The organism is Nitrobacter sp. TKz-YC02 (genome assembly GCF_049852135.1).
Classification (GTDB): Bacteria; Pseudomonadota; Alphaproteobacteria; order Rhizobiales; family Xanthobacteraceae; genus Nitrobacter; species Nitrobacter vulgaris.
Map to the genome: position 1 here is coordinate 397,980 of NZ_CP180728.1, position 18,639 is coordinate 416,618.

20 protein-coding genes and 1 pseudogene are annotated in these 18,639 nt (G+C 59.4%); 7 read left to right on the plus strand and 14 right to left on the minus strand.

The window, feature by feature from the left end:
* Positions 1–15 precede the first annotated feature (15 nt).
* Positions 16–420: a hypothetical protein gene (locus tag ACM561_RS01885; RefSeq protein ID WP_425907622.1), complete on the plus strand. Its 405-nt coding sequence runs from the start codon at positions 16–18 to the stop codon at positions 418–420.
* A gap of 17 nt (positions 421–437) precedes the next feature.
* Here the strand turns inward: ACM561_RS01885 and ACM561_RS01890 are convergent, their stop codons facing one another.
* Entirely contained in the window at positions 438–776 is a 339-nt protein-coding gene (locus tag ACM561_RS01890; RefSeq protein ID WP_425907624.1) for an Arc family DNA-binding protein, read from the minus strand.
* Between the two features lie 111 nt (positions 777–887).
* Here ACM561_RS01890 and ACM561_RS01895 point away from each other — a divergent pair, with 111 nt between their 5' ends.
* The 3 genes from ACM561_RS01895 to ACM561_RS01905 are packed head-to-tail and all read left to right on the plus strand — an operon-like array spanning position 888 to position 2,553.
* Positions 888–1,061 carry an Arc family DNA-binding protein gene (locus tag ACM561_RS01895; protein ID WP_425907626.1) on the plus strand — a complete coding sequence of 58 codons (174 nt, stop codon included), beginning with the start codon at positions 888–890 and terminating at the stop codon, positions 1,059–1,061.
* Positions 1,061–1,330, plus strand: a complete 270-nt coding sequence (locus ACM561_RS01900) for a hypothetical protein (protein WP_425907627.1) — start codon at positions 1,061–1,063, stop codon at positions 1,328–1,330. The genes ACM561_RS01895 and ACM561_RS01900 overlap by 1 nt, the downstream gene beginning before the upstream one ends.
* Entirely contained in the window at positions 1,330–2,553 is a 1,224-nt protein-coding gene (locus tag ACM561_RS01905) for a tyrosine-type recombinase/integrase (RefSeq protein WP_425907628.1), read from the plus strand. Before ACM561_RS01900 ends, ACM561_RS01905 begins: the two co-directional genes overlap by 1 nt.
* Before the next feature lie 74 nt (positions 2,554–2,627).
* Here the strand turns inward: ACM561_RS01905 and ACM561_RS01910 are convergent.
* Positions 2,628–3,047 (minus strand): annotated as a pseudogene (locus ACM561_RS01910) (JAB domain-containing protein); the annotation flags it as partial.
* A 287-nt stretch (positions 3,048–3,334) separates the two neighbouring features.
* Positions 3,335–4,177: a type I methionyl aminopeptidase gene (map, locus tag ACM561_RS01915; protein ID WP_425907630.1), complete on the minus strand. Its 843-nt coding sequence runs from the start codon at positions 4,175–4,177 to the stop codon at positions 3,335–3,337.
* Between the two features lie 168 nt (positions 4,178–4,345).
* Here map and ACM561_RS01920 point away from each other — a divergent pair, with 168 nt between their 5' ends.
* Positions 4,346–6,139, plus strand: a complete 1,794-nt coding sequence (locus tag ACM561_RS01920) for a potassium/proton antiporter (protein ID WP_425907631.1) — start codon at positions 4,346–4,348, stop codon at positions 6,137–6,139.
* Positions 6,140–6,211: 72 nt separating this feature from the next.
* On the opposite strand, the gene modC is transcribed toward ACM561_RS01920, so the two are convergent.
* The 4 genes from modC to mepA form a co-directional block, all read right to left on the minus strand.
* Positions 6,212–6,877, minus strand: a complete 666-nt coding sequence (modC, locus tag ACM561_RS01925) for a molybdenum ABC transporter ATP-binding protein (RefSeq protein WP_425907633.1) — start codon at positions 6,875–6,877, stop codon at positions 6,212–6,214.
* Between the two features lie 2 nt (positions 6,878–6,879).
* Entirely contained in the window at positions 6,880–7,575 is a 696-nt protein-coding gene (modB, locus tag ACM561_RS01930) for a molybdate ABC transporter permease subunit (protein ID WP_425907634.1), read from the minus strand.
* A gap of 267 nt (positions 7,576–7,842) precedes the next feature.
* A complete protein-coding gene (gene modA / locus ACM561_RS01935; protein ID WP_425907636.1) occupies positions 7,843–8,667 on the minus strand; it encodes a molybdate ABC transporter substrate-binding protein in 825 nt (274 codons plus the stop codon).
* 254 nt (positions 8,668–8,921) lie between these two features.
* Positions 8,922–9,884 (minus strand): penicillin-insensitive murein endopeptidase, encoded by a 963-nt coding sequence (mepA, locus tag ACM561_RS01940; RefSeq protein ID WP_425907638.1) that lies wholly within the window; start codon positions 9,882–9,884, stop codon positions 8,922–8,924.
* 173 nt (positions 9,885–10,057) lie between these two features.
* Here mepA and ACM561_RS01945 point away from each other — a divergent pair, with 173 nt between their 5' ends.
* Positions 10,058–10,846 carry an RDD family protein gene (locus tag ACM561_RS01945; RefSeq protein ID WP_425907640.1) on the plus strand — a complete coding sequence of 263 codons (789 nt, stop codon included), beginning with the start codon at positions 10,058–10,060 and terminating at the stop codon, positions 10,844–10,846.
* On the opposite strand, the gene ACM561_RS01950 is transcribed toward ACM561_RS01945, so the two are convergent.
* Together ACM561_RS01950 and lepA are read right to left on the minus strand one after the other, a co-directional pair.
* Positions 10,806–12,157 (minus strand): IS3 family transposase gene (locus tag ACM561_RS01950; RefSeq protein ID WP_425905397.1). Its coding sequence is split into 2 segments (ribosomal slippage): positions 10,806–11,821 and positions 11,821–12,157, totalling 1,353 coding nucleotides; the frame shifts between segments, so codons are not numbered across the junction. The two genes, ACM561_RS01945 and ACM561_RS01950, sit on opposite strands and share 41 nt — an antisense overlap.
* 165 nt (positions 12,158–12,322) lie before the next feature.
* Positions 12,323–14,155 (minus strand): translation elongation factor 4, encoded by a 1,833-nt coding sequence (lepA, locus tag ACM561_RS01955; RefSeq protein WP_425907642.1) that lies wholly within the window; start codon positions 14,153–14,155, stop codon positions 12,323–12,325.
* 31 nt (positions 14,156–14,186) lie between these two features.
* On the opposite strand from lepA, the gene ACM561_RS01960 reads away from it, so the two are divergent.
* Positions 14,187–14,372: a hypothetical protein gene (locus tag ACM561_RS01960; RefSeq protein ID WP_425907644.1), complete on the plus strand. Its 186-nt coding sequence runs from the start codon at positions 14,187–14,189 to the stop codon at positions 14,370–14,372.
* Positions 14,373–14,404: 32 nt separating this feature from the next.
* On the opposite strand, the gene ACM561_RS01965 is transcribed toward ACM561_RS01960, so the two are convergent.
* The 5 genes from ACM561_RS01965 to ACM561_RS01985 all read right to left on the minus strand — a co-directional run bounded on the left by ACM561_RS01965 (position 14,405) and on the right by ACM561_RS01985 (position 18,486).
* Entirely contained in the window at positions 14,405–14,746 is a 342-nt protein-coding gene (locus ACM561_RS01965) for an HPr family phosphocarrier protein (RefSeq protein ID WP_425907645.1), read from the minus strand.
* Positions 14,743–15,144 carry a PTS sugar transporter subunit IIA gene (locus ACM561_RS01970; RefSeq protein ID WP_079445421.1) on the minus strand — a complete coding sequence of 134 codons (402 nt, stop codon included), beginning with the start codon at positions 15,142–15,144 and terminating at the stop codon, positions 14,743–14,745. Before ACM561_RS01970 ends, ACM561_RS01965 begins: the two co-directional genes overlap by 4 nt.
* A 129-nt stretch (positions 15,145–15,273) precedes the next feature.
* The gene (locus ACM561_RS01975; protein ID WP_425907647.1) at positions 15,274–15,801 is read right to left on the minus strand and encodes an HPr kinase/phosphorylase; all 528 of its coding nucleotides are present in this window, start codon (positions 15,799–15,801) and stop codon (positions 15,274–15,276) included.
* A complete protein-coding gene (locus ACM561_RS01980) occupies positions 15,798–17,609 on the minus strand; it encodes a stimulus-sensing domain-containing protein (RefSeq protein ID WP_425907649.1) in 1,812 nt (603 codons plus the stop codon). The genes ACM561_RS01975 and ACM561_RS01980 overlap by 4 nt, the downstream gene beginning before the upstream one ends.
* Positions 17,610–17,784: 175 nt before the next feature.
* Positions 17,785–18,486: a response regulator transcription factor gene (locus tag ACM561_RS01985; RefSeq protein ID WP_079445423.1), complete on the minus strand. Its 702-nt coding sequence runs from the start codon at positions 18,484–18,486 to the stop codon at positions 17,785–17,787.
* Positions 18,487–18,639: the final 153 nt, after the last annotated feature.

The window sequence follows — 18,639 nt, forward strand, 5'->3', positions numbered from 1 at the left end:
GCAGGAGCTAGATCCATGCCAAAGGCTACCGACAAAGATATCACGAACCGCCGTTCGTTTCTGGCGACGGGCGGCACAGTAACGTCAGCTGGCTCCTTGACTGATCCCGTCTATTTGGCAATCGATGACCACCGTACGGCGGCCGCTACGTACCAGGCCTTGGAGCGCTTGTTCGACGACGCGCACGCGAAGCTCGGCGAAAATCACAATCACGTTGTTAATCAGCTCGGGTTGGAGTGTGACGAAGCCATCAATTGGGCTCAGCAGGCCACCCGTGATCTTGTTGGCACCACGCCAACCACGTTGCCGGGCATTCTTGCGATGCTTGAATATTTGCCGAACGTGGAATTCTTAGATGGCGACTTAAGAACCGCGAGTGCCTCGATCAGCGACGCGCTTCGTAGTCTCGCGCCTGCATGATGATACGAGCCCGCCGGTCAGCCGGCGGGCTTTCCCTTTTTGTCCCGGGTTTCCTCAGGCGTATCCCGCGCTGCTGCTGCTATTTGATCAAGCTGCTTGGCGAGACCCTGCATCTTTTGCCCCATATCAATGAGGGTCTGCTGTATCTCTCCGGTGCCAAGCCGAGTCGCGAATGCTGCTTGCACGAGGTCTGGGTGCACACCGCGATGATCATGGCGCATGGCATGGTTCACAAGGGCGACGAGGATCTCAGCATTCATTGATCGAGCGTTCACCGCTGCGAGCTGGCTAATCACCGTGCGCATCCCGTCCGGAAGGCGCAGCACAAATTTATCCGACGCAAGCGTGGTCTTCATCGAACGGGACGCCTTCGTCTTTTTAGCCATGATGGCTCCCAGCTACTACATCATTGACAGCGATGATAGCTGCAAGCTATCACTGTAGTTAGACAAGGGAAAGAGGCAGGTATGTCGACGAAGACGGGACGGGCATCTGACCAGTTTATGCTTCGAATGCCGGATGGTTTGAAAGAACAGTTGAAAGAAGTGGCAAAGCGAAACCGCCGCTCAACCAACGCCCAAATCGTGACAATGCTGGAAGCCCAGCTTCGGGAATCAGTTGCCACGGGCACCGTTGCCTAATGTCCCGCGCCGTCCAGACATCGCGCGCATCGGCCTCGCTCTATAAGAGCGAGACCGAGATCGGCGCTCTTGTGCTGGGTGCGGATGCTAAGCGCTGGCCCGATATAGCTGCGATATGGGAACGTGAGGGACTTCCGCGGATAGATCCGTTGACGGGCAAGCGCTTCTGGCCGGCCGTGGAGACGTTCTTGCTACGACGTCACGGTCTGACTCGAACCTTCGTTCCCGCCCAGGTCGATGGCGTTGAGAACTGGCCGGTGCAGTCATGATGGCGAAGGCGTCTGACGCACCTGGGTTGAAGCGAAAGCCCAATGCTGATGGTTCGTTTCGTTGGTACTGGGAAGCCCGCACCGATTTGGCGAAGCGCGGGTATCGACCCAGCAATGTTCGTCTGCACTATCCCGATACTCCAGGTGGAGAATTGCAGCGCGCCGCGCGATGTCGATTGCTTCAGGCGGAGATGCTAGCGTGGGAAGCGGGCAGTGGTTCATTTCCGCAGCGTGGCTATGACGGTACAATTCGCAGCCTCTGCAACCTATTTCAGACGGACGAATTCTCGCCGTACAGGAAGGCGAAGTGGAATTCGCAGCGCCTCTACGATCAAAGCGTCAAGATCATCATCGCGACCATTGGAGAGCGCACTGTTCGAGGCAGGATCGGTCCGGACTTCCAGCGCTGGCATCAGAAGTGGGGTGAGCCCAAAGCAAAGGGCAAGCCGCCTCGTCTGACCCGAGCCAAGCACGCGATGGACACCCTGAGGCGAGTGATGTCGTTCGGGGTGACTCAGGGCTTCGAAGACTGCGTTAAGGCAGATATGATCCTGGGCAAGTTGCGCTTCGACGCGCCAGCACCACGTAACGAGCAGCTAACTCGAGATCAGGTTGAGATTGTGAGGCGCAAAGCCCATGAAATGGGCTTACCCTCGATCGCACTGGCAACTGTACTTCAATTCGAACTGGCCTTCCGCCAAAAGGACGTGATCGGCGAGTGGGAACCGTGCGAGGAAACGGCCGGCGGGATCGTCCACAATGGTACGCGCTGGGTGAACGGTCTCACATGGTCTCACATCGATTCCAACATGATCTTGCGCAAGGCTCCGGTGAAGACCAAGCGGCATGGCATCGAAGTGGAGCACGACCTTAAGCTCTATCCGGCGTTGCTCGAAGAGTTGGCACGTGTGCCTATCAATCGCCGAGTTGGACCGATGATCCTCTCTGAGGCGACGGGCGAACCGTACAAGCATCGGACCTTCACTCAGACGTGGCGCAGAGTGGCGAACGCCGCCGGCATCCCTTCGCAGGTCAAGAACATGGATGCGCGCGCGGGCGCTATCTCGGAAGCCTACGATAACGGCGCCGACGAGACCTCTGTAATGAAGCACGCGGGTCACCGTAACCGCCAGACCAGCGCCAACTACAACAGGGGCTCGCTCGAGCAGACGTCCCGAGTCGCCATGATCCGGCAGGCAAAACAGAAGCCGAACAAACCTTAAGGGACGTCTCAGGGACGTTTCAGGGATGTTCTATTTAGAGGATTGAAAATGCACACCAATTCCGACGAGGATCGCAGTATGCGGAATTGTTCCTTGTCGGCGAATGCCATCGACGTTCGGCAATAGTCGATCACCGCGGCCCACGACGACAGCACTGTCCGTTGCTTCAGCTGTCCTTTGGCCACACGGCTGGCAGTTGCCGCGATCAGCTTGAGCTCGATGATCGCCGACTCACCAAGACCGCTGATCTCACGAAGCCGAGCGTCGGGCGCATGAACCACCTCGGCGAATGATCCGAATCTGCCAATCAGGGACTTGGCCAGTGGTTTGACGTCGCGGCGGGGCAACGCGCGAAACAGCACCATTTCCAGCAGTTCGTAATCGCTGAGTGCGTCCGGCCCGGCGTCGCGGAAGCGCTCGCGCAATCGTTCGCGATGGCCGTGATAGTGCGGCGCTTCAGCAAATCCTGCGGGGTTGTCGGCCTTTGCGGGCATGGATGGAGCGAACCAGTCCTAGTGGTCCGATTCTAACATTCGCGTACCGTTTCAGCGAGCCTTCTTGCAAATGTTAGAATCGAAAGACCACTAGCAATATAAGTTGCTAGTGAAGTTTTGAATTTGCCATTCGCGTTCGGGGTACGCCGCCAGGGGGCGCGAATGGCAAATTCACTCCACGGGTTTCCGCAACCTTGCCGTGGCTCGCGATATTTGCAACCCCAATTCGGGAATGCGAGTTACGAAAGCGTGCGCGATCCAACACGATCTGATTTCGGACCCGAGGTTCAGCCCCCGCAGGCCGGCTTGTCGAGTTTACCTGGCGACACGAGTTTACCTGGCGACAGCGTGAAGATCTCAACTCCTGTCTGGGTCACGCCGACCGAATGCTCGAACTGCGCCGACAGCGAGCGATCGCGGGTTACGGCGGTCCAGCCGTCCGACAGGATTTTCACGTGCGGTTTGCCCAGGTTAATCATCGGCTCGATGGTAAAGAACATCCCGGGCCTGAGCCGTACGCCCTCGCCGGGCCGGCCGACATGGATGATGTTCGGTTCGTCGTGGAATATGCGGCCGAGTCCGTGGCCGCAGAAATCGCGGACAACGCTCATACCTTGGGGTTCGACGAAGCTCTGGATGGCGTGACCGATGTCGCCGGTCGTCGCGCCGGGCTTGACCGCCGCGATGCCGCGCATCATCGCTTCATAGGTTATCTCGATCAGCCGTTCGGCCTTGCGTGCAATCGGGCCAACCGAGTACATGCGACTGGAATCGCCGTACCAGCTATCAACGATAAGAGTTACGTCCACGTTGACGATATCGCCCTCTCTCAGGATGCGATCGCCGGGCATCCCGTGACAGACCACGTGATTGACCGACGTGCAAGTCGAGTAGCGATAGCCACGATACATCAGCGTTGCCGGGTAGGCGCCGTGGCTGAAGGCGAATTCACGGACAAAATCGTCAATCTGCGAGGTGGGGATGCCAGGCTTCACGAGATCGGCGAGTTCGTCGAGACAGCGTGCCGTCAGAGCACCGGCCTTGCGCATCCCGGCGAATCCGCTCGGGCCGTGCAGTTTAATCTGTCCGGTCTTTCGCAGGGGGGTTTCGGAGGCTTCGACGTAGCTCATCAGGTGATCTGAGTCCGGATGAAAGGAGTTGTTGCCTCCTAATCTAATGGATGGCGCTGCCAGCGCAAGCTGAAGCCTCAAACGACGCAGACCGGCAGAAATCGATTGGCGCGCCGCGGCGGCGGCGATAAGGATGAAAATGCTAGTGTTTACCGCTTCGGACGTCTGATGGCATCTCTGGATTCGGTCAGTCTGGCCATCCTGCTCGGCGCGATTCTGGTCATGGCCGGAATTCTGTCGAGCCTGTTGGCGTTGCGGTTTGGCGCCCCCTTGCTGCTCGTCTTTCTGTTCATCGGCATGTTGGCAGGTGATTCCGGACCTGGGGGTCTGACGTTCAGCGATGTCCAAAACACCTACCTTGTCGGGTCGGCCGCACTGGCGCTGATTCTGTTCGACGGCGGTCTGAGGACGCGGTTCCAGAGCATCCGCACGGTCCTAGCGCCCTCGATGGTGCTCGCTACCCTCGGCGTGCTGCTGACCGCGCTGGTCACGGCGCCAGTCGCCAAATATGCGCTCGATCTCAACTGGACCGAGGCGCTGCTGATCGGTGCGGTCGTCGCCTCCACCGACGCGGCCGCAGTATTTTTGCTGGTCCACGCGCAAGGGCTGCGGCTGCGTCCGCGCGTCGGTGCGACGCTGGAAGCGGAGTCTGGCACCAACGATCCCTTCGCGGTGTTTCTTACGTTGATGTTGGTCGAGCTGATCTCGGTCGGCGACAGCTCGGTCTGGCATGTGGTGCTTGAGTTCCTCCGGGAGTCCATGCTTGGCGGCATCGTTGGCGTGATTGGCGGGCGGCTCGTGGTGGTGGCGCTTAACCGGGTGGCGCTGCCCCAGGGGCTGCATGCGCCGTTCGTCACGACCGCAGCGCTCGTGATCTTCGGGGTGGCGCAGATATCCCATGCGTCCGGGTTTCTCGCGGTTTATCTCGCGGGAATTATCATCGGCAACCGTCCGACCCGCGCCCACAACTCCGTGGTGACGTTCCTCGACGCCGCGACCTGGCTGGCGCAGATCGTGATGTTCGTGCTGCTCGGCTTGCTGGTTTCGCCGTACCGCTTGCTGGACAGCGTCGTGCCGGCGGTGATGGTCGCGCTCGTGCTGATGCTGGTGGCGCGGCCGCTCGCGGTGTTCCTTTGCCTCGCGCCATTTCCTTTCAATTGGCGGGAAAAGCTGTTTATCGCTTGGACCGGGCTGCGGGGCGCGGTTGCAATCTTTCTTGCCTCGATTCCGATGCTGGTCGGGCTGTCGAAGGCGTATCTGTACTTCGACGTCGCATTCGTCGTGGTGATCATCTCGCTTTTGCTGCAGGGCTGGACGCTTGCTCCGGCTGCCCGGCTGCTGCATGTGGCGCTGCCGCGTGCCGACCGCGGGCCACGTCGGGTCGAACTTGATTTGCCAGGACAGCTCGAACAGCAGTTGGTCGGCTATGCAGTGCGACCAATGAGCCTGTTCCTTCGGCGCGGGCTGATTCCGTCATGGTCGAAGCCGACGCTCGTGATCCGCAATGAAAAAATTCTAACACCCGCCGAGGCCGATCCGATCACAGCGGGAGACTACCTCTATCTGCTGGCGCCGCCGGAAAAGGCCGAGGCACTCGACCGCTTTTTTGTGGACATGCAGCCGATGGCGTCACCAGACCCGCATCTGCTTGGCGATTTCCTGGTCTCGGGCGAAATCACCCTTGGCGATATCGCGCAGATCTATGGCGTTTCCGTCGATCCGGCCGCCGGGCGGTTGACGCTGGCGGATTACTTCGATGTCCATCTCGACCACGCACCGAAAGAGGGTGCGGTCCTGCCGCTTGACACCATCGTTCTCGTCGCACGCAATATCAGCGAAGGCCGCGTCAACGCAGTCGGACTTCGTTTACCCGAAGACGAGGAGAAGCTGCCGCCGCTGACCAGAATGGGCGCGCTCAGGCAGAAGGCGGCAAAGGCCTGGTCGTCGGTTGCAGGGACTTGACCGAATGCTCTCAATCAATAACGAGCGTGCATTCACATCGTAGAACCGGTACCGCAATTCTGCGGACATGCGCTAGGCGGGCAGAACCTCTGGGCCGCCGAAGGCGGCGACGCGTCCGCGCTTCAGAATCACGACTTGCGAAGCGAGCTGGCGCAATTCATCCGGATCGTGGGTGACGTAGACCATCGGCACGCCGGTTTCGTCGCGCAGCCGGATCAGGTAGGGCAGGATTTCCGCCTTGCGATCCTCATCCAGTGCTCCCATCGGCTCGTCCATCAACAGGAGACGGGGCCTCGTCAGCAGCGCACGGCCGAGCGCCACTCGCTGGCGCTCGCCGCCGGAGAGCTGGCCGGGCCGTCGATCCAGCAAATGACCGATATTGAGCATTTCGTTCAGCCGGGCTTCTTGCGCGGTGTCGCGGGTGAGGTGGTTCATCCGGCGCCCGTAGTCGAGGTTCCTGCGCACATCGAGATGCGGAAAAAGCCGCGCATCCTGGAAGACATAGCCGATACGCCGACGATGCACGGCGAGATGAAGCTGTTGGTTGGTATCGTCAAGCACATCGCAATCGACGGAGATCATGCCGCGATCCGGTGTCTGCAACCCCGCGATCATGTTGATTAGCGATGTCTTGCCCGAGCCTGATGCCCCGAAAAGGCCGGTGACGCGGCCTTCGCACGCAAATGCGACATCGACCGAGAAACTGCCAAGCCGTTTCGACACCTCGACACGCAGCATGATCAGTTTCCGTGCAGCCGACGTGTCGCGCGCCGTGCGAACAGCTCAGAGGCGACCAGCGCCGCCATCGACAGAGCAATCGACACGACCACCAGCCGCAGCGCTGCCGTATCGCCATCTGGCGTCTGGATCAGCGAATAGATCGCCGCGGAAATGGTCTGGGTTTCACCGGGAATATTGGAGACGAATGTGATGGTCGCGCCGAATTCGCCGATCGCTTTCGCAAAGCCGAGCACCATGCCAGCCAGAATGCCTGGCAACGCCAGCGGCAGCGTCACGGTGGCGAAAACCTGCCATGCCGAAGCCCCCAGCGTGCTCGCGGCCTGTTCCAGCCGTCGGTCGACGGCTTCGATCGACAGCCGGATTGGCCGCACCAGCAGCGGGAACGACATCACGCCGCAGGCAAGCGCTGCGCCGGTCCAGCGAAATGCGAAAACGATCCCGAGATGATCGGCAAGCCATTCGCCGACCAGCCCGCGTCTGCCGAAGGTCAGAAGCAGCAGATAGCCGGTCACGACAGGAGGCAGCACCAGCGGCAGATGGACGGCGGCGTCGATAATCGATTTGCCCCAGAACTCGTACCGCGCCAGCGCCCATGCCAATCCGATGCCGATCGGTGTCGCGAACAGCGTCGCGATCACAGAGACCTTGAGCGAAAGCAGGATCGCTATCCATTCGGTTGGTGAGATGTCAAACATGCGGTCTCGGTATTGTTGTTGTCGTGAGGAGGTCGAGATAAATTTGGCGAAGCCAAATCTGCTTGGCGCAAGGGCGACGCCAAGGGCGCGATCGGCAAAGCGGATTCCGGTTCTGCGTCCGGTCGCGCTGTAAGAATATCAGAATGCGCATGATTTTTTGGCCAAACCGCACTTTGGCGGATCATGCGCTTGCGTCGTCTGGATTGCGACGAAGCATATCCCTCCCCCGCAAGCGGGGGAGGGAAGGCGATGGCGACATTTTTCAGTTTAGGTGGTCGGGCTGACTAGGAACGAGAAGCCATATTTCTCGAAGATCGCCTTGGCTTCCGAACTGCGCAGGAAAGCAAGATAATCCGCTGCGTCCTTATGAGCGTTGGAGGTGGCTGCTACCGGATAGACGATCGCCGGATGCGAGGACGCCGGGAACATGCCGACGATCTTTACGCCGGGCTCGACCTTGGCGTCGGTTGAATAGACGATGCCGAGCACGGCTTCGTTTCGCGCCACCAGCGCCAGCGCTGCGCGAACGTTCTCCGCCATCGCCATTTTCGGTTCTACCGCGGCCCATGCGCCGAGTTTTTCCAGCGCCGCCTTGGCATATTTGCCGACGGGTACGGACTTGACATCGCCGGTCGTGACCTTGCCGTCGCCTGCGAGCTTGGCAAGATCAAAGCCTTGGTCGATGGTGACTTTGTCGATCTTCGAATCCTTCGGCGCGACCAGCACGATGCTGTTGCCGAGCAGGTCGACGCGCGTCGGCTCGTTGATGGACTTCTTGTCCTTCACGTAGTCCATCCACGTTGTATCGGCTGACATGAAAACATCGGCCGGCGCACCCTGTTCGATCTGCTTGGCAAGCGCCGAACTCGCCGCATAGCTCGCAACAATCTTTACGCCGGACTTTGCGGTGTAGGCGCTGTCGACCTCGTCAAGCGCGTTCTTCATCGAGGCGGCTGCGAACACGGTCAGCGTCTTGTCCTGTGCGGCGGCGGGCGCCATGGCCGAAGGTTTGGCATCCTTGGCAGTGGCCGGCACGGCGAGGAGGGCACCGACCAGCAATGCCGAGAATAATGAACGGGTAAATATCTGCATAAGGCGCTCCAAATCAGTCCGGCGCGAGTGATCGCGCAGACGATACAAGGGATTGATATAACGATCGGTGGAAGCGCCGTTCCACGGTTTCCAGGAGGCTTACGGCCAGCCGGAAGATCGCTCTGACGACAGTATCAGCCGCACGATGCGTACGTAAAGGGCGGTGGCCACTGGTTTTTTAAAGGCGATATAAATGCAGACTCTGTTTGAGCCGCTAACCTTTAGCGCCCCGGACACATCCTTCGTGGCGACTGCTAGTGGCTGGCATCCGGTGCAGCCAGAACCTGACGGCAGTTCGCGGGTAATTGTGACAACGTGATCGGGGGTTTGGGTTTCGACGGCACCTTCGGCGGTTTCGGATGCAGCACGGCGTCGCTGAACCAATAGGCTAGATCGTGCTCGCCGCATCCGTCTTTCGGCTCTGGCGGAGTTTGGGATTCACACTGAGGATTGCCAGACGGACACTTGATGCGAATATGGAAGTGGTAGTCGTGGCCATACATGGGGCGAACCTTCGAGAGCCAACTGCGGTCGCCTTTGGCCTCGCGGCACAGTGCCTTCTTGATCGCGGCATTGACGAAAATGCGCTCGACCGACGGCTCCCTGGCAGCGGCACGGATGACGCTGAGGTGACTCGGCGTCCAGGCGTGGGGATCGATATCGAGGCGGTCGTGGCGCACCATCATGACAGCGGACATCTCTTCGCGCTCGTTGCGCGACAAAAGCCGGTCCGGCATTGGCGTGAGCCAGACGTCGGCATCGAGTCCGATCTGGTGGCTGGCATGACCGGAGAGCATCGGACCGCCGCGTGGTTGGGCCATGTCGCCGACCAGAAGCCCTGGCCAGCCGGCGTCTTTGCGCGCCCTCGCCGACAGTCGTTCAAGCAACGCCACCATAGCCGGATGCGCCCAGTTGCGGTTGCGCGACAGTCGCATCACCTGCCAGGTCGGCCCGGTGATCGGCAGCGCCTCGGCCCCGGCCATGCAGCCCCGCGCATAATAGCCGATGACGTATGGCGCGCCGGCAGCCGGAAGCGTCTTGCGGCCGAACAGTTGCTTGGCGGCCAGTGCGGGGTCTTCGGGATTGGCCAGTGGCGGCAGCGGTTTCGGGTGCAGCGTGCCTTTGTCTTGCGCGATCGCGGGAGGGGCCGTCGCAATGACGGCCACGACGGCAGCGGCAAACAGGCCGGGCGTGAGAATCAGGCGATGTTTAATCATCAGGCAGAATGATAGTGGAAGAGGTGGACTGAGAGAATGGCGGATCAAGCGCAAGTCCCGCTTTGATTCGTGAAGTGAGTAGATACGTAAAATATCCCCGCTTTTAGGTTCCTTTGCGTGCCGGTATCATGGGAACCATTGTCTTATCGAAATCCAGCCAGTGATTATTCAAAATGAGTCATAAAATATTGGTTTCTGCGACCGCACCTTTGTACGCGCGTTTCTCGCGCCGTTTACGAGGAATGTTTATTGATTGGGTTATCAGCGTCATTGTCGCTTTCGGCGCATTATTCCTCGCCATCGCTATCGGTAACGACAATTTTTCACGAGCGCTCGGATTTTTGATTGTGGGAGCGTTTCTTTTGTATGAGCCAGTTTTGGTTTCATACGCCGGCGGGACGGTCGGGCACTATTTCGCTAACCTTAAGATCGCCGACGATCATAGTCGGGGTAATGTTAGCTTTCTTAAAGCCGCTGCTCGTGCAGTCATTAAGTTTCTACTTGGCTGGTACTCATTCATTGTCATCTTGGCGACACGACGAAATCAAGCAGTGCACGATCTGCTGACGCGATCGACCGTGCAAATTCGTGATCCAGAAAAGGCTTCGCCCCATCAGTACATCACCGAACGAACGAATTTTCAGGGTGCGAACATGCCGTCTCATTGGCGCCGAATGGCTGTCATTTGCGCTTATCTGCTATTAGTATGTCTTGTTCTTTTGAGCGGCTTGGTTGCTATGCTCATGATGGGTTTTGTATCGCCGCGTTGCCTAAATGGCAGTTTCTGCTCAAAAGGTGAGCAGATTCTGAACACGATGATTTCCATCACATGGCTCGTCGTGATGGCTGTCCGTCATCAAAACATTTGGCGCAAAGAGCGGCGAGATTTAGCGGAGAGCGGGCCTCATTTGTTGGTTGATGTTAAGCGGCGATTTTGCGGTGGAGCAAGCGCCGATATTTGATTGTCTGTCGTTTGATCCTTTCACGCTGTTTGATGATGGATTGTGCACGTCCGAAGTAGACGTCGGCGGGTGTGACGTTGCCGATGCCCTCGTGATAACGGCGATGATTGTAATGCTCGATGAATGCCTCGATCTGACACTCGAGATCGCCGGGCAGGAAGTAGTTCTCGAGCAGGATGCGGTTCTTGAGGGTTTGATGCCATCGCTCGATCTTGCCTTGGGTTTGCGGATGCAGCGGTGCGCCGCGGATATGGCTCATGCCGTTGGCATCGATCCATTCGGCAAGCTCGGCGGCGATGTAACTGGGACCATTGTCGCTGAGCAGTCTGGGCTTGTGCAACACCTTGGTGTTGTCGCAGCCTGAAGCTGCAAGGGCCAGTTCGAGCGTATCGGTGACGTCCTCGGCGCGCATGGTCGAGCACAGCTTCCAGGCAATGACATATCGAGAGAAGTCATCGAGTACGGTGGACAGATACACCCACCCCCAGCCGATGATCTTGAAGTAGGTGAAGTCGGTCTGCCACATCTGGTTGGGTGCTGTCGTCTTGTCTTTGAACTCATCAGCCGCCTTGACCACAATGAAGGCTGGGCTGGTGATGAGATCGTGGGCCTTGAGCAGGCGATAGACACTGGCTTCGGAGACGAAGTAGCGCTTCTCATCGGTAAAGCGCACTGCCAGTTCGCGCGATGAAAGTTCGGATTGCTCCAGCGCCATCTCGATGATCTGACCCTGGATATCGGCATCGATGCGGTTCCACACGCGACCTGGCCGGGAAGGACGATCTTCCAACGCTTCCGGCCCGCCCTCAAGGTAACGGTCATACCAGCGATAGAAGCTTCGACGTGCAATGCCCAGTTTGTCGAGTGTCTTCTTCGCCGGCAGATGCGATTGCTCGACGAGCCTGATGATCTCAAGCTTTTCGGATGCGGGATATCTCATTCGCCTTCGCCCCCATCCGCGATCATGCTTTTTTTGAGCAGACGGTTCTCCAGCGTCAGATCGGCAACCACCTCCTTCAGGGCATGCGCCTCACGGCGAAGGTCTTGCACTTCACCACTTGTCGCAGCTCGCGCCGTATCACCGGCCAGCCGCCGCTTGCCTGCCTCCATGAACTCCTTCGACCAGACGTAGTAAAGGCTCTGAGCGATCCCTTCCTTGCGGCACAGTTCAGCGATGCTGTCTTCACCGCGCAAGCCATCAAGCACAATCCGGATTTTATCTTCCGCCGAGAAATGGCGCCGGGTGGCGCGGCGAATGTCTTTGACAACCCGTTCGGCAGAACTTTTCCTGCTGCGAGACTTCGTAGTCATGTTCGTTCCTTCGTCATCGACGAGAACCGAACTCTCCTTAAATCATACCTTCAATTCTGTGCCATAGGCGCTGATCCCGGACAGTGATGGCTATGATTATAGGGATGGGATGGAGAGGCAGACTTTTCGGCGCACGTAAAAATCCAACCCCAGCGACTGATTGCCTCAGCTATCGACCTTCAGTGCGGCGATGAAGGCTTCCTGCGGAATATCGACCTTGCCGAACTGCCGCATCTTCTTCTTGCCTTCCTTCTGCTTCTCCAGAAGTTTTCTCTTGCGGCTGACATCGCCGCCGTAGCACTTTGCGGTGACATCCTTGCGCAGCGCGCGCACCGTCTCGCGCGCGATCACCTTGCCGCCGATCGCCGCCTGGATCGGTATCTGGAACATGTGCGGCGGGATCAGCTCTTTCATCTTCTCGACCATGGCGCGGCCGCGCCCTTCGGCGCGGGTACGATGCACCAGCATGGATAGCGCATCGACCGGCTCGGCGTTGACGAGGATCTGCATCTTCACGAGGTCGGCTGGTTTGTAGTCGGTGAGGTGATAGTCGAACGAGGCGTAGCCCTTGGAGACGGACTTGAGCCGGTCGTAAAAGTCGAACACGACTTCGTTGAGCGGCAGATCGTATTTCACCATCGCGCGCGCGCCGACGTAGGTGAGCTCTTTCTGCACGCCGCGGCGATCCTGGCAAAGCTTCAGCACGCTGCCGAGATAATCGTCGGGCGTGAGGATGGTGGCTTCGATCCACGGCTCCTCGATCTCGGCGATCTTCACCACGTCCGGCATGTCGATCGGATTGTGGATCTCGATCTCGCCGCCGTCGGTCAGTTTCATCTTGTAGATGACGCTCGGCGCGGTGGCGATCAGGTTGAGATCGAACTCCCGAGAGAGCCGTTCCTGGATGATCTCAAGATGCAACAGGCCGAGGAAGCCGCAGCGAAAGCCGAAGCCGAGCGCGGCGGAGGTTTCCATTTCAAATGAGAAGCTGGCGTCGTTGAGACGCAGCTTGCCCATCGCGGCACGCAGCGTCTCGAAATCGTCGGCGTCCACCGGGAACAGGCCGCAGAACACTACGGGGATCGCCGGCTTGAAGCCGGGCAGCATCTCCGCCACCGGCCTGCGGTCGTCGGTGATGGTGTCGCCGACGCGGGTGTCTGCGACTTCCTTGATGGCGGCTGTGATGAAGCCGATCTCGCCGGGGCCGAGTTCGTCGACCTGTTGCATTTTCGGCGTGAAGAAGCCCACGCGCTCGACATCGTAAGCCGCGTTGGTGCCCATCATGCGGATGCGGCTGCCCTTCTTGAGCACGCCGTCGATGATGCGGATCAGCACAACCACGCCGAGATAGACGTCGTACCAGCTATCGACCAGGAGCGCCTTTAGCGTGGCGTCGCGGTCGCCTTTCGGCGGCGGCAGCCGGGTGACGATGGCCTCCAGGACATCGGGCACGCCAAGGCCGGTTTTGGCCGAGATCATTACCGCGTCCGAGGCGTCGATTCCAATCACGTCCTCGATCTGTTGCTTTACCTTATCAGGCTCGGCCGCAGGCAGATCAACCTTGTTGAGGACGGGCACGATCTCGTGGTTGTTGTCGAGCGCCTGATAGACGTTGGCGAGCGTTTGCGCCTCCACGCCCTGGCTCGCATCCACCACCAGTAGCGAACCTTCACAGGCAGCGAGTGAACGCGAAACCTCGTAAGCGAAATCGACGTGTCCGGGCGTATCCATCAGGTTGAAGACATAATCCTTGCCGTCTTTGGCGCGGTATTTCAGGCGCACCGTCTGCGCTTTGATGGTGATGCCGCGCTCGCGCTCGATGTCCATCGAATCGAGCACCTGCTCCTTGCCCGCCATCTCTCGATCGGTCAGGCCGCCGGTTATCTGGATCAGGCGGTCAGCCAGCGTCGACTTGCCATGATCGATATGGGCGACGATGGAAAAGTTGCGGATGTTTGCAGTGGGGGGCGTGCCCTGCTTTTGAAGCTCGTCAGACATTACGGCAACCTCTAGAGCCTTTCCGCTTCTGATGGAAACAGAAGCGGGGCTCCTTGATTGTGATTTGATGCGTTTTCGAACCGGCGCAAACTTCGCTCGAAAAACGCTGCAATTGCTGCAGGAACTGCAAACCGGCGGCACTGGTCGTCATGGGGCGCGGGATAGCACCCGCCCGAACGGCGGGCAAGCAAGCGTCAACCTCGGGAAACGCTTCTGACGGCTGTCTTAAGGGCAAGAGTGAGAAGACGATCACTCGTCCTCGTTGAATTTGTTGCCGACGAGCTCCGTGATCGCGTCGACCGCCGCTTTCGCCTCCGGACCAGTTGCCGAAACGACGATCGTCGTTCCGATTCCCGCGGACAGCATCATCAATCCCATGATCGAATTGCCTCCGACCGTCTCGCCATTGCGCGTTACGCGAACGTCGGCGTCGAAGCGTTCGACCAGATGTACGAATTTCGCGGATGCCCTCGCATGAAGGCCGCGCTTGTTGATGATCGAAATTTCGCAGGAGACCGTTCCGGTAGGAGATGCCTCGCTCACCGTCGGTGGGGGACCCGAGGAGGCTGCGTCGTCAGGCTGCTCGGTCATTTCCCGGCGAGTACCCGGCTGGCGATCGTCACGTATTTGCGTCCGGCTTCCTGCGCCGCCGCGATGGCTTCCGGCAGCGGGAGATCGTTACGCACCTTGGCAAGCTTCACGAGCATGGGAAGGTTGATGCCTGCGAGCACCTCGACCTTGGGCCGGCTCATGCAAGAGATCGCGAGGTTTGAAGGCGTACCGCCGAACATGTCGGTGAGAATGGCAACCCCGTTGCCGCTGTCGACGCGATTGACGGCTTCGATGATATCGCCCCGGCACAGATCGGCATCGTCCTCGGCGCCGATGGTGATGGCTTCGATTTGCTTTTGCGGGCCCATCACATGTTCGAGTGCCGCCTTGAACTCATCGGCAAGGCGCCCGTGGGTCACAAGTACCAGACCAATCATTGAAAACTCCTCGCGGGTGCTTTTGGTGCACCGCACGAACAGGTCACTTTGACCATCCAGAGCTCTCATGCAAGGGGGAGTGCTAGGTTTTTCCCTGAAAAGCGGGTCCACTCTGAAAGCCGGGATGGTTTACTCCATGGCTGTAGTAGGACTTATATGGTTACCGGATTCCTCGGGACAATCGGTGGTGGAACGAGTGTCGCTGCAACCCGGAATAGTCGTCAGCGCGGCGATGGCTATCGGAAGTGGCGAAAAAGTAGCTGCAACCGGAATTCGGGCCAGATCGACCCCTAATATGGTGGTTTGTAGTGCTTTTGGCGGCGGCAAGCGCTCCGCGTCGGGCGCCTCGAGATCGATCACCAGGCCGACCTGTGCCTCCGCGACGAAAGCGCACCGGCGAATCCCGAACCCACGGATTTCTATCATTCCCTCAAGCTCAGGCGCGGGCCTGACGAGTAGCCCATCATGAAGCGGTGTCACGAAGAGGCGGTCATCGCCGACCAGCGTCGTTACGGGGAGCTGGCGGCTGCGGCCGGCGAGGATGAGGTCGAAGGCGAGACGAGACTTGCCGGCGCCGGAGGGGCCGCGGATCAGAACGGCGCGATCTCCCACCAGAACCGCGGAGCCATGGATCGTCGGTCCGGACGACGCGATCATGACGCGGGAAGCCGGACGATGAAACGCGCGCCGGCGATCCGGATGTCGCCATGGGCATCGGTCGGTCCGGGGCGGTTTTCAGCCCAGATCCGTCCGCGATGCGCTTCGATGATCTGTTTCGAAATCGAAAGGCCAAGCCCGGAGTTCTGACCGAAACCCTGGTCGGGTCGGTCGGTGTAGAAGCGTTCGAACACGCGCTCCAACGCGTCGGGGCGAATGCCGGGACCGTCGTCGTCCACGACGATCTCGATTTCGGATTTCAAGCGGCGACACACGATGCGCACACGGCCGCCGGGTTTCGAAAACGATTGAGCATTGGTCAGGAGGTTGGATATCACCTGTCCTAGTCGCAAGTCATGCCCCGGCACCGAGAAGGTGCGACTGCCTTCGAAGCGCACGTCGACACTGATGTCGCGGCCGAGCTTGGTTTCGTTCGCGACCGATATAAGCATGGTCAAAAGACGCTGGATATCGACGGGCGCCTCATCCTGCCGTTGTAGCTCGGCGTCGAGTCGGCTTGCGTCGGATATGTCAGAGATCAGTCGATCAAGCCGGCGGACATCATGCTCGATGACTTCCAGTAGTCGGCTGCGACTGGTGTCGGTCTTCGCGAGCGGCAGGGTCTCCACCGCGGAGCGAAGCGAGGTGAGGGGATTTTTCAGTTCATGGGAGACGTCGGCCGCGAAGGTCTCGATCGCCTCGATACGGTTGTAGAGCGCGTCGGTCATGTCGCGCAGCGCGCCGGATAGATGACCGATTTCGTCGCGGCGGCGAGTGAAGTCGGGAATCTCGATGCGCGTCTTGATACGGCGCCGCACACGCTCCGCACTGTCTGCGAGCCGCCGTACCGGTCCGGCGATGGTGCTTGCGAGCAGCAGCGACAGCACGATCATGACGATCATGGCAACGCCGAATACTTTCAGGATTGCCAGCCGTTCCGCCATGACCATCTGGTCGATATCGTCGCCTTGAGTGGATAGCATCAGCGAGCCGAAAATGGTGGAGCGGGGGCGTTCGACCGGAACGGCGACCGAGACGATGATTTCGCCGCGGTCGTTGATGCGCACCATGCTGGACTTCTCACCCTTGAGCGACTGCGCAACCTCCTGGTAGCCGTTTCCATTCTCGGGGCCGAGCTCGCGATAAAGCGGAAGATCGCCGCGATTGAGCCAGGTGCGGATCGCGATCGTGGTGCGTTCCACGAAGCCGGGTTTGACGTCGGTCGGAGGCGGCAGTTCGAAACGTATGACATCGCCGCGACGAAAAAGGCTGCGGCTGTCGAGGATCAGCACACCGTCGCGGTCGTAGATGCGCGCGCGCGTTTTGGTCGGAGAGATCAGCCTCCGCAGCACGGGAGCGACGCGCTCGGGATTGATTGGAAAATCCAGCCCTGAAATTTCATCCGGCGCGCCATAGCTCTCGCCGGGCTTGAGATCGAGCAAGCGGTCCGGGTCGATGGTGATGGTATTGGTTTCCACCGTCGCCGAAGCGGCAATGGCGCTGGCGATGATTTCGCCCTGCACCAGCAGGCTTTGCGCGCGCGCGTCGATCAGGCCGGCGCGGAATTGCGAGAGATAGAGAATACTGGCGACCAGCGCGATGAGGCCCGCCAGGTTCAGCGACACGATGCGGCGGGTCAGGCTTGAAAAACTGAGCGTGAAGAGAAACTGCCCGGCTCGAGTCAGCCAGCCCAGCGGCCGCTGCCAGCGTGGCGTTGGCTCGACATAATCGGCAGGGGTTTCCAGCGCGAGGGCCTGCGAGGTGTCCTCGGTCTCGGGATTCAAATCAGGCTGCGTTCGATCAAGCAAGGACTGAAACTGCCCGGTTGCACCAAATTCACTATTGCTGTCATTCCCGCGTAAACGCTTTGCGTTTGTCGCTGAAGATGCGGCTAGGACGACGAACGTTTGCACTCACACTGAAAGCAAACCGGACATGTCATGGAACATCCGGTTCACGGGCCGCGCGCCCATAACGATGTTATCAGGTTTCCCTGAAGCGGTAACCCACGCCGTACAGGGTTTCGATCATTTCGAAGTCGTCGTCGACGACCTTGAACTTCTTGCGCAGCCGCTTGATGTGGCTGTCGATGGTGCGGTCATCGACGTAGACCTGATCATCGTAGGCGGCGTCCATCAGCGCGTTGCGACTTTTGACGACGCCGGGGCGTGTCGCCAGCGCTTGCAAGATAAGGAACTCTGTGACGGTCAGGGTGACGGGCTCGTTCTTCCAGGTGCAGGTGTGACGCTCTGGGTCCATGCGCAGCAGGCCACGGTCGAGCGCCTTTGCGTCGCTCTCCTTGGGTACGGCGGCAGGATCTTTCGGGCAGGCTCGGCGCAAAACCGCTTTGACGCGCTCGACCAGCAACCGTTGCGAGAACGGCTTGCGGATGAAATCGTCGGCACCCATCTTGAGGCCGAACAGTTCATCAATCTCTTCGTCTTTGGAGGTGAGGAAAATAACGGGCAGGTCGGATTTCTGACGCAGTCGTCGCAGTGTCTCCATTCCGTCCATGCGCGGCATCTTGATGTCGAGGATCGCAAGGTCCGGCTGGCTGGTGCGGAAGCCGTCGAGTGCCGACGCTCCATCGGTATAAGTCATGATGCGATAGCCTTCGGCTTCGAGCGCAATCGACACCGATGTGAGAATGTTGCGGTCGTCATCGACCAAAGCAATTGTGGGCATATGCTTGCTTTCCGAAGCGGGTGGCGAGAGGCGAACAATTCGACCGTCTGCCATTGGTGTGACCTTAAGAACGCAGTCAACGAGCAATGCAAGCGAGGCTGAAGTGTGACCGAGGCTCTTTAAACGTGCGAAAGGCCCTACCGTTCCCACTCT

What these genes read in the sequence shown, in the direction of transcription:
- ACM561_RS01985 (WP_079445423.1), bottom strand. Translation starts at nt 18,486, where the DNA reads ATGCCCACAATTGCTTTGGTCGATGACGACCGCAACATTCTCACATCG.
- mepA (WP_425907638.1), bottom strand. Translation starts at nt 9,884, where the DNA reads ATGATTAAACATCGCCTGATTCTCACGCCCGGCCTGTTTGCCGCTGCC.
- map (WP_425907630.1), bottom strand. Translation starts at nt 4,177, where the DNA reads ATGAGCTACGTCGAAGCCTCCGAAACCCCCCTGCGAAAGACCGGACAG.
- ACM561_RS01970 (WP_079445421.1), bottom strand. Translation starts at nt 15,144, where the DNA reads ATGATTGGTCTGGTACTTGTGACCCACGGGCGCCTTGCCGATGAGTTC.
- ACM561_RS01895 (WP_425907626.1), top strand. Translation starts at nt 888, where the DNA reads ATGTCGACGAAGACGGGACGGGCATCTGACCAGTTTATGCTTCGAATG.
- ACM561_RS01965 (WP_425907645.1), bottom strand. Translation starts at nt 14,746, where the DNA reads ATGACCGAGCAGCCTGACGACGCAGCCTCCTCGGGTCCCCCACCGACG.
- ACM561_RS01905 (WP_425907628.1), top strand. Translation starts at nt 1,330, where the DNA reads ATGGCGAAGGCGTCTGACGCACCTGGGTTGAAGCGAAAGCCCAATGCT.
- ACM561_RS01900 (WP_425907627.1), top strand. Translation starts at nt 1,061, where the DNA reads ATGTCCCGCGCCGTCCAGACATCGCGCGCATCGGCCTCGCTCTATAAG.
- modC (WP_425907633.1), bottom strand. Translation starts at nt 6,877, where the DNA reads ATGCTGCGTGTCGAGGTGTCGAAACGGCTTGGCAGTTTCTCGGTCGAT.
- ACM561_RS01960 (WP_425907644.1), top strand. Translation starts at nt 14,187, where the DNA reads ATGGAAACAGAAGCGGGGCTCCTTGATTGTGATTTGATGCGTTTTCGA.
- ACM561_RS01920 (WP_425907631.1), top strand. Translation starts at nt 4,346, where the DNA reads ATGGCATCTCTGGATTCGGTCAGTCTGGCCATCCTGCTCGGCGCGATT.
- ACM561_RS01885 (WP_425907622.1), top strand. Translation starts at nt 16, where the DNA reads ATGCCAAAGGCTACCGACAAAGATATCACGAACCGCCGTTCGTTTCTG.
- ACM561_RS01975 (WP_425907647.1), bottom strand. Translation starts at nt 15,801, where the DNA reads ATGATCGCGTCGTCCGGACCGACGATCCATGGCTCCGCGGTTCTGGTG.
- modA (WP_425907636.1), bottom strand. Translation starts at nt 8,667, where the DNA reads ATGCAGATATTTACCCGTTCATTATTCTCGGCATTGCTGGTCGGTGCC.
- ACM561_RS01945 (WP_425907640.1), top strand. Translation starts at nt 10,058, where the DNA reads ATGAGTCATAAAATATTGGTTTCTGCGACCGCACCTTTGTACGCGCGT.
- lepA (WP_425907642.1), bottom strand. Translation starts at nt 14,155, where the DNA reads ATGTCTGACGAGCTTCAAAAGCAGGGCACGCCCCCCACTGCAAACATC.
- ACM561_RS01890 (WP_425907624.1), bottom strand. Translation starts at nt 776, where the DNA reads ATGAAGACCACGCTTGCGTCGGATAAATTTGTGCTGCGCCTTCCGGAC.
- modB (WP_425907634.1), bottom strand. Translation starts at nt 7,575, where the DNA reads ATGTTTGACATCTCACCAACCGAATGGATAGCGATCCTGCTTTCGCTC.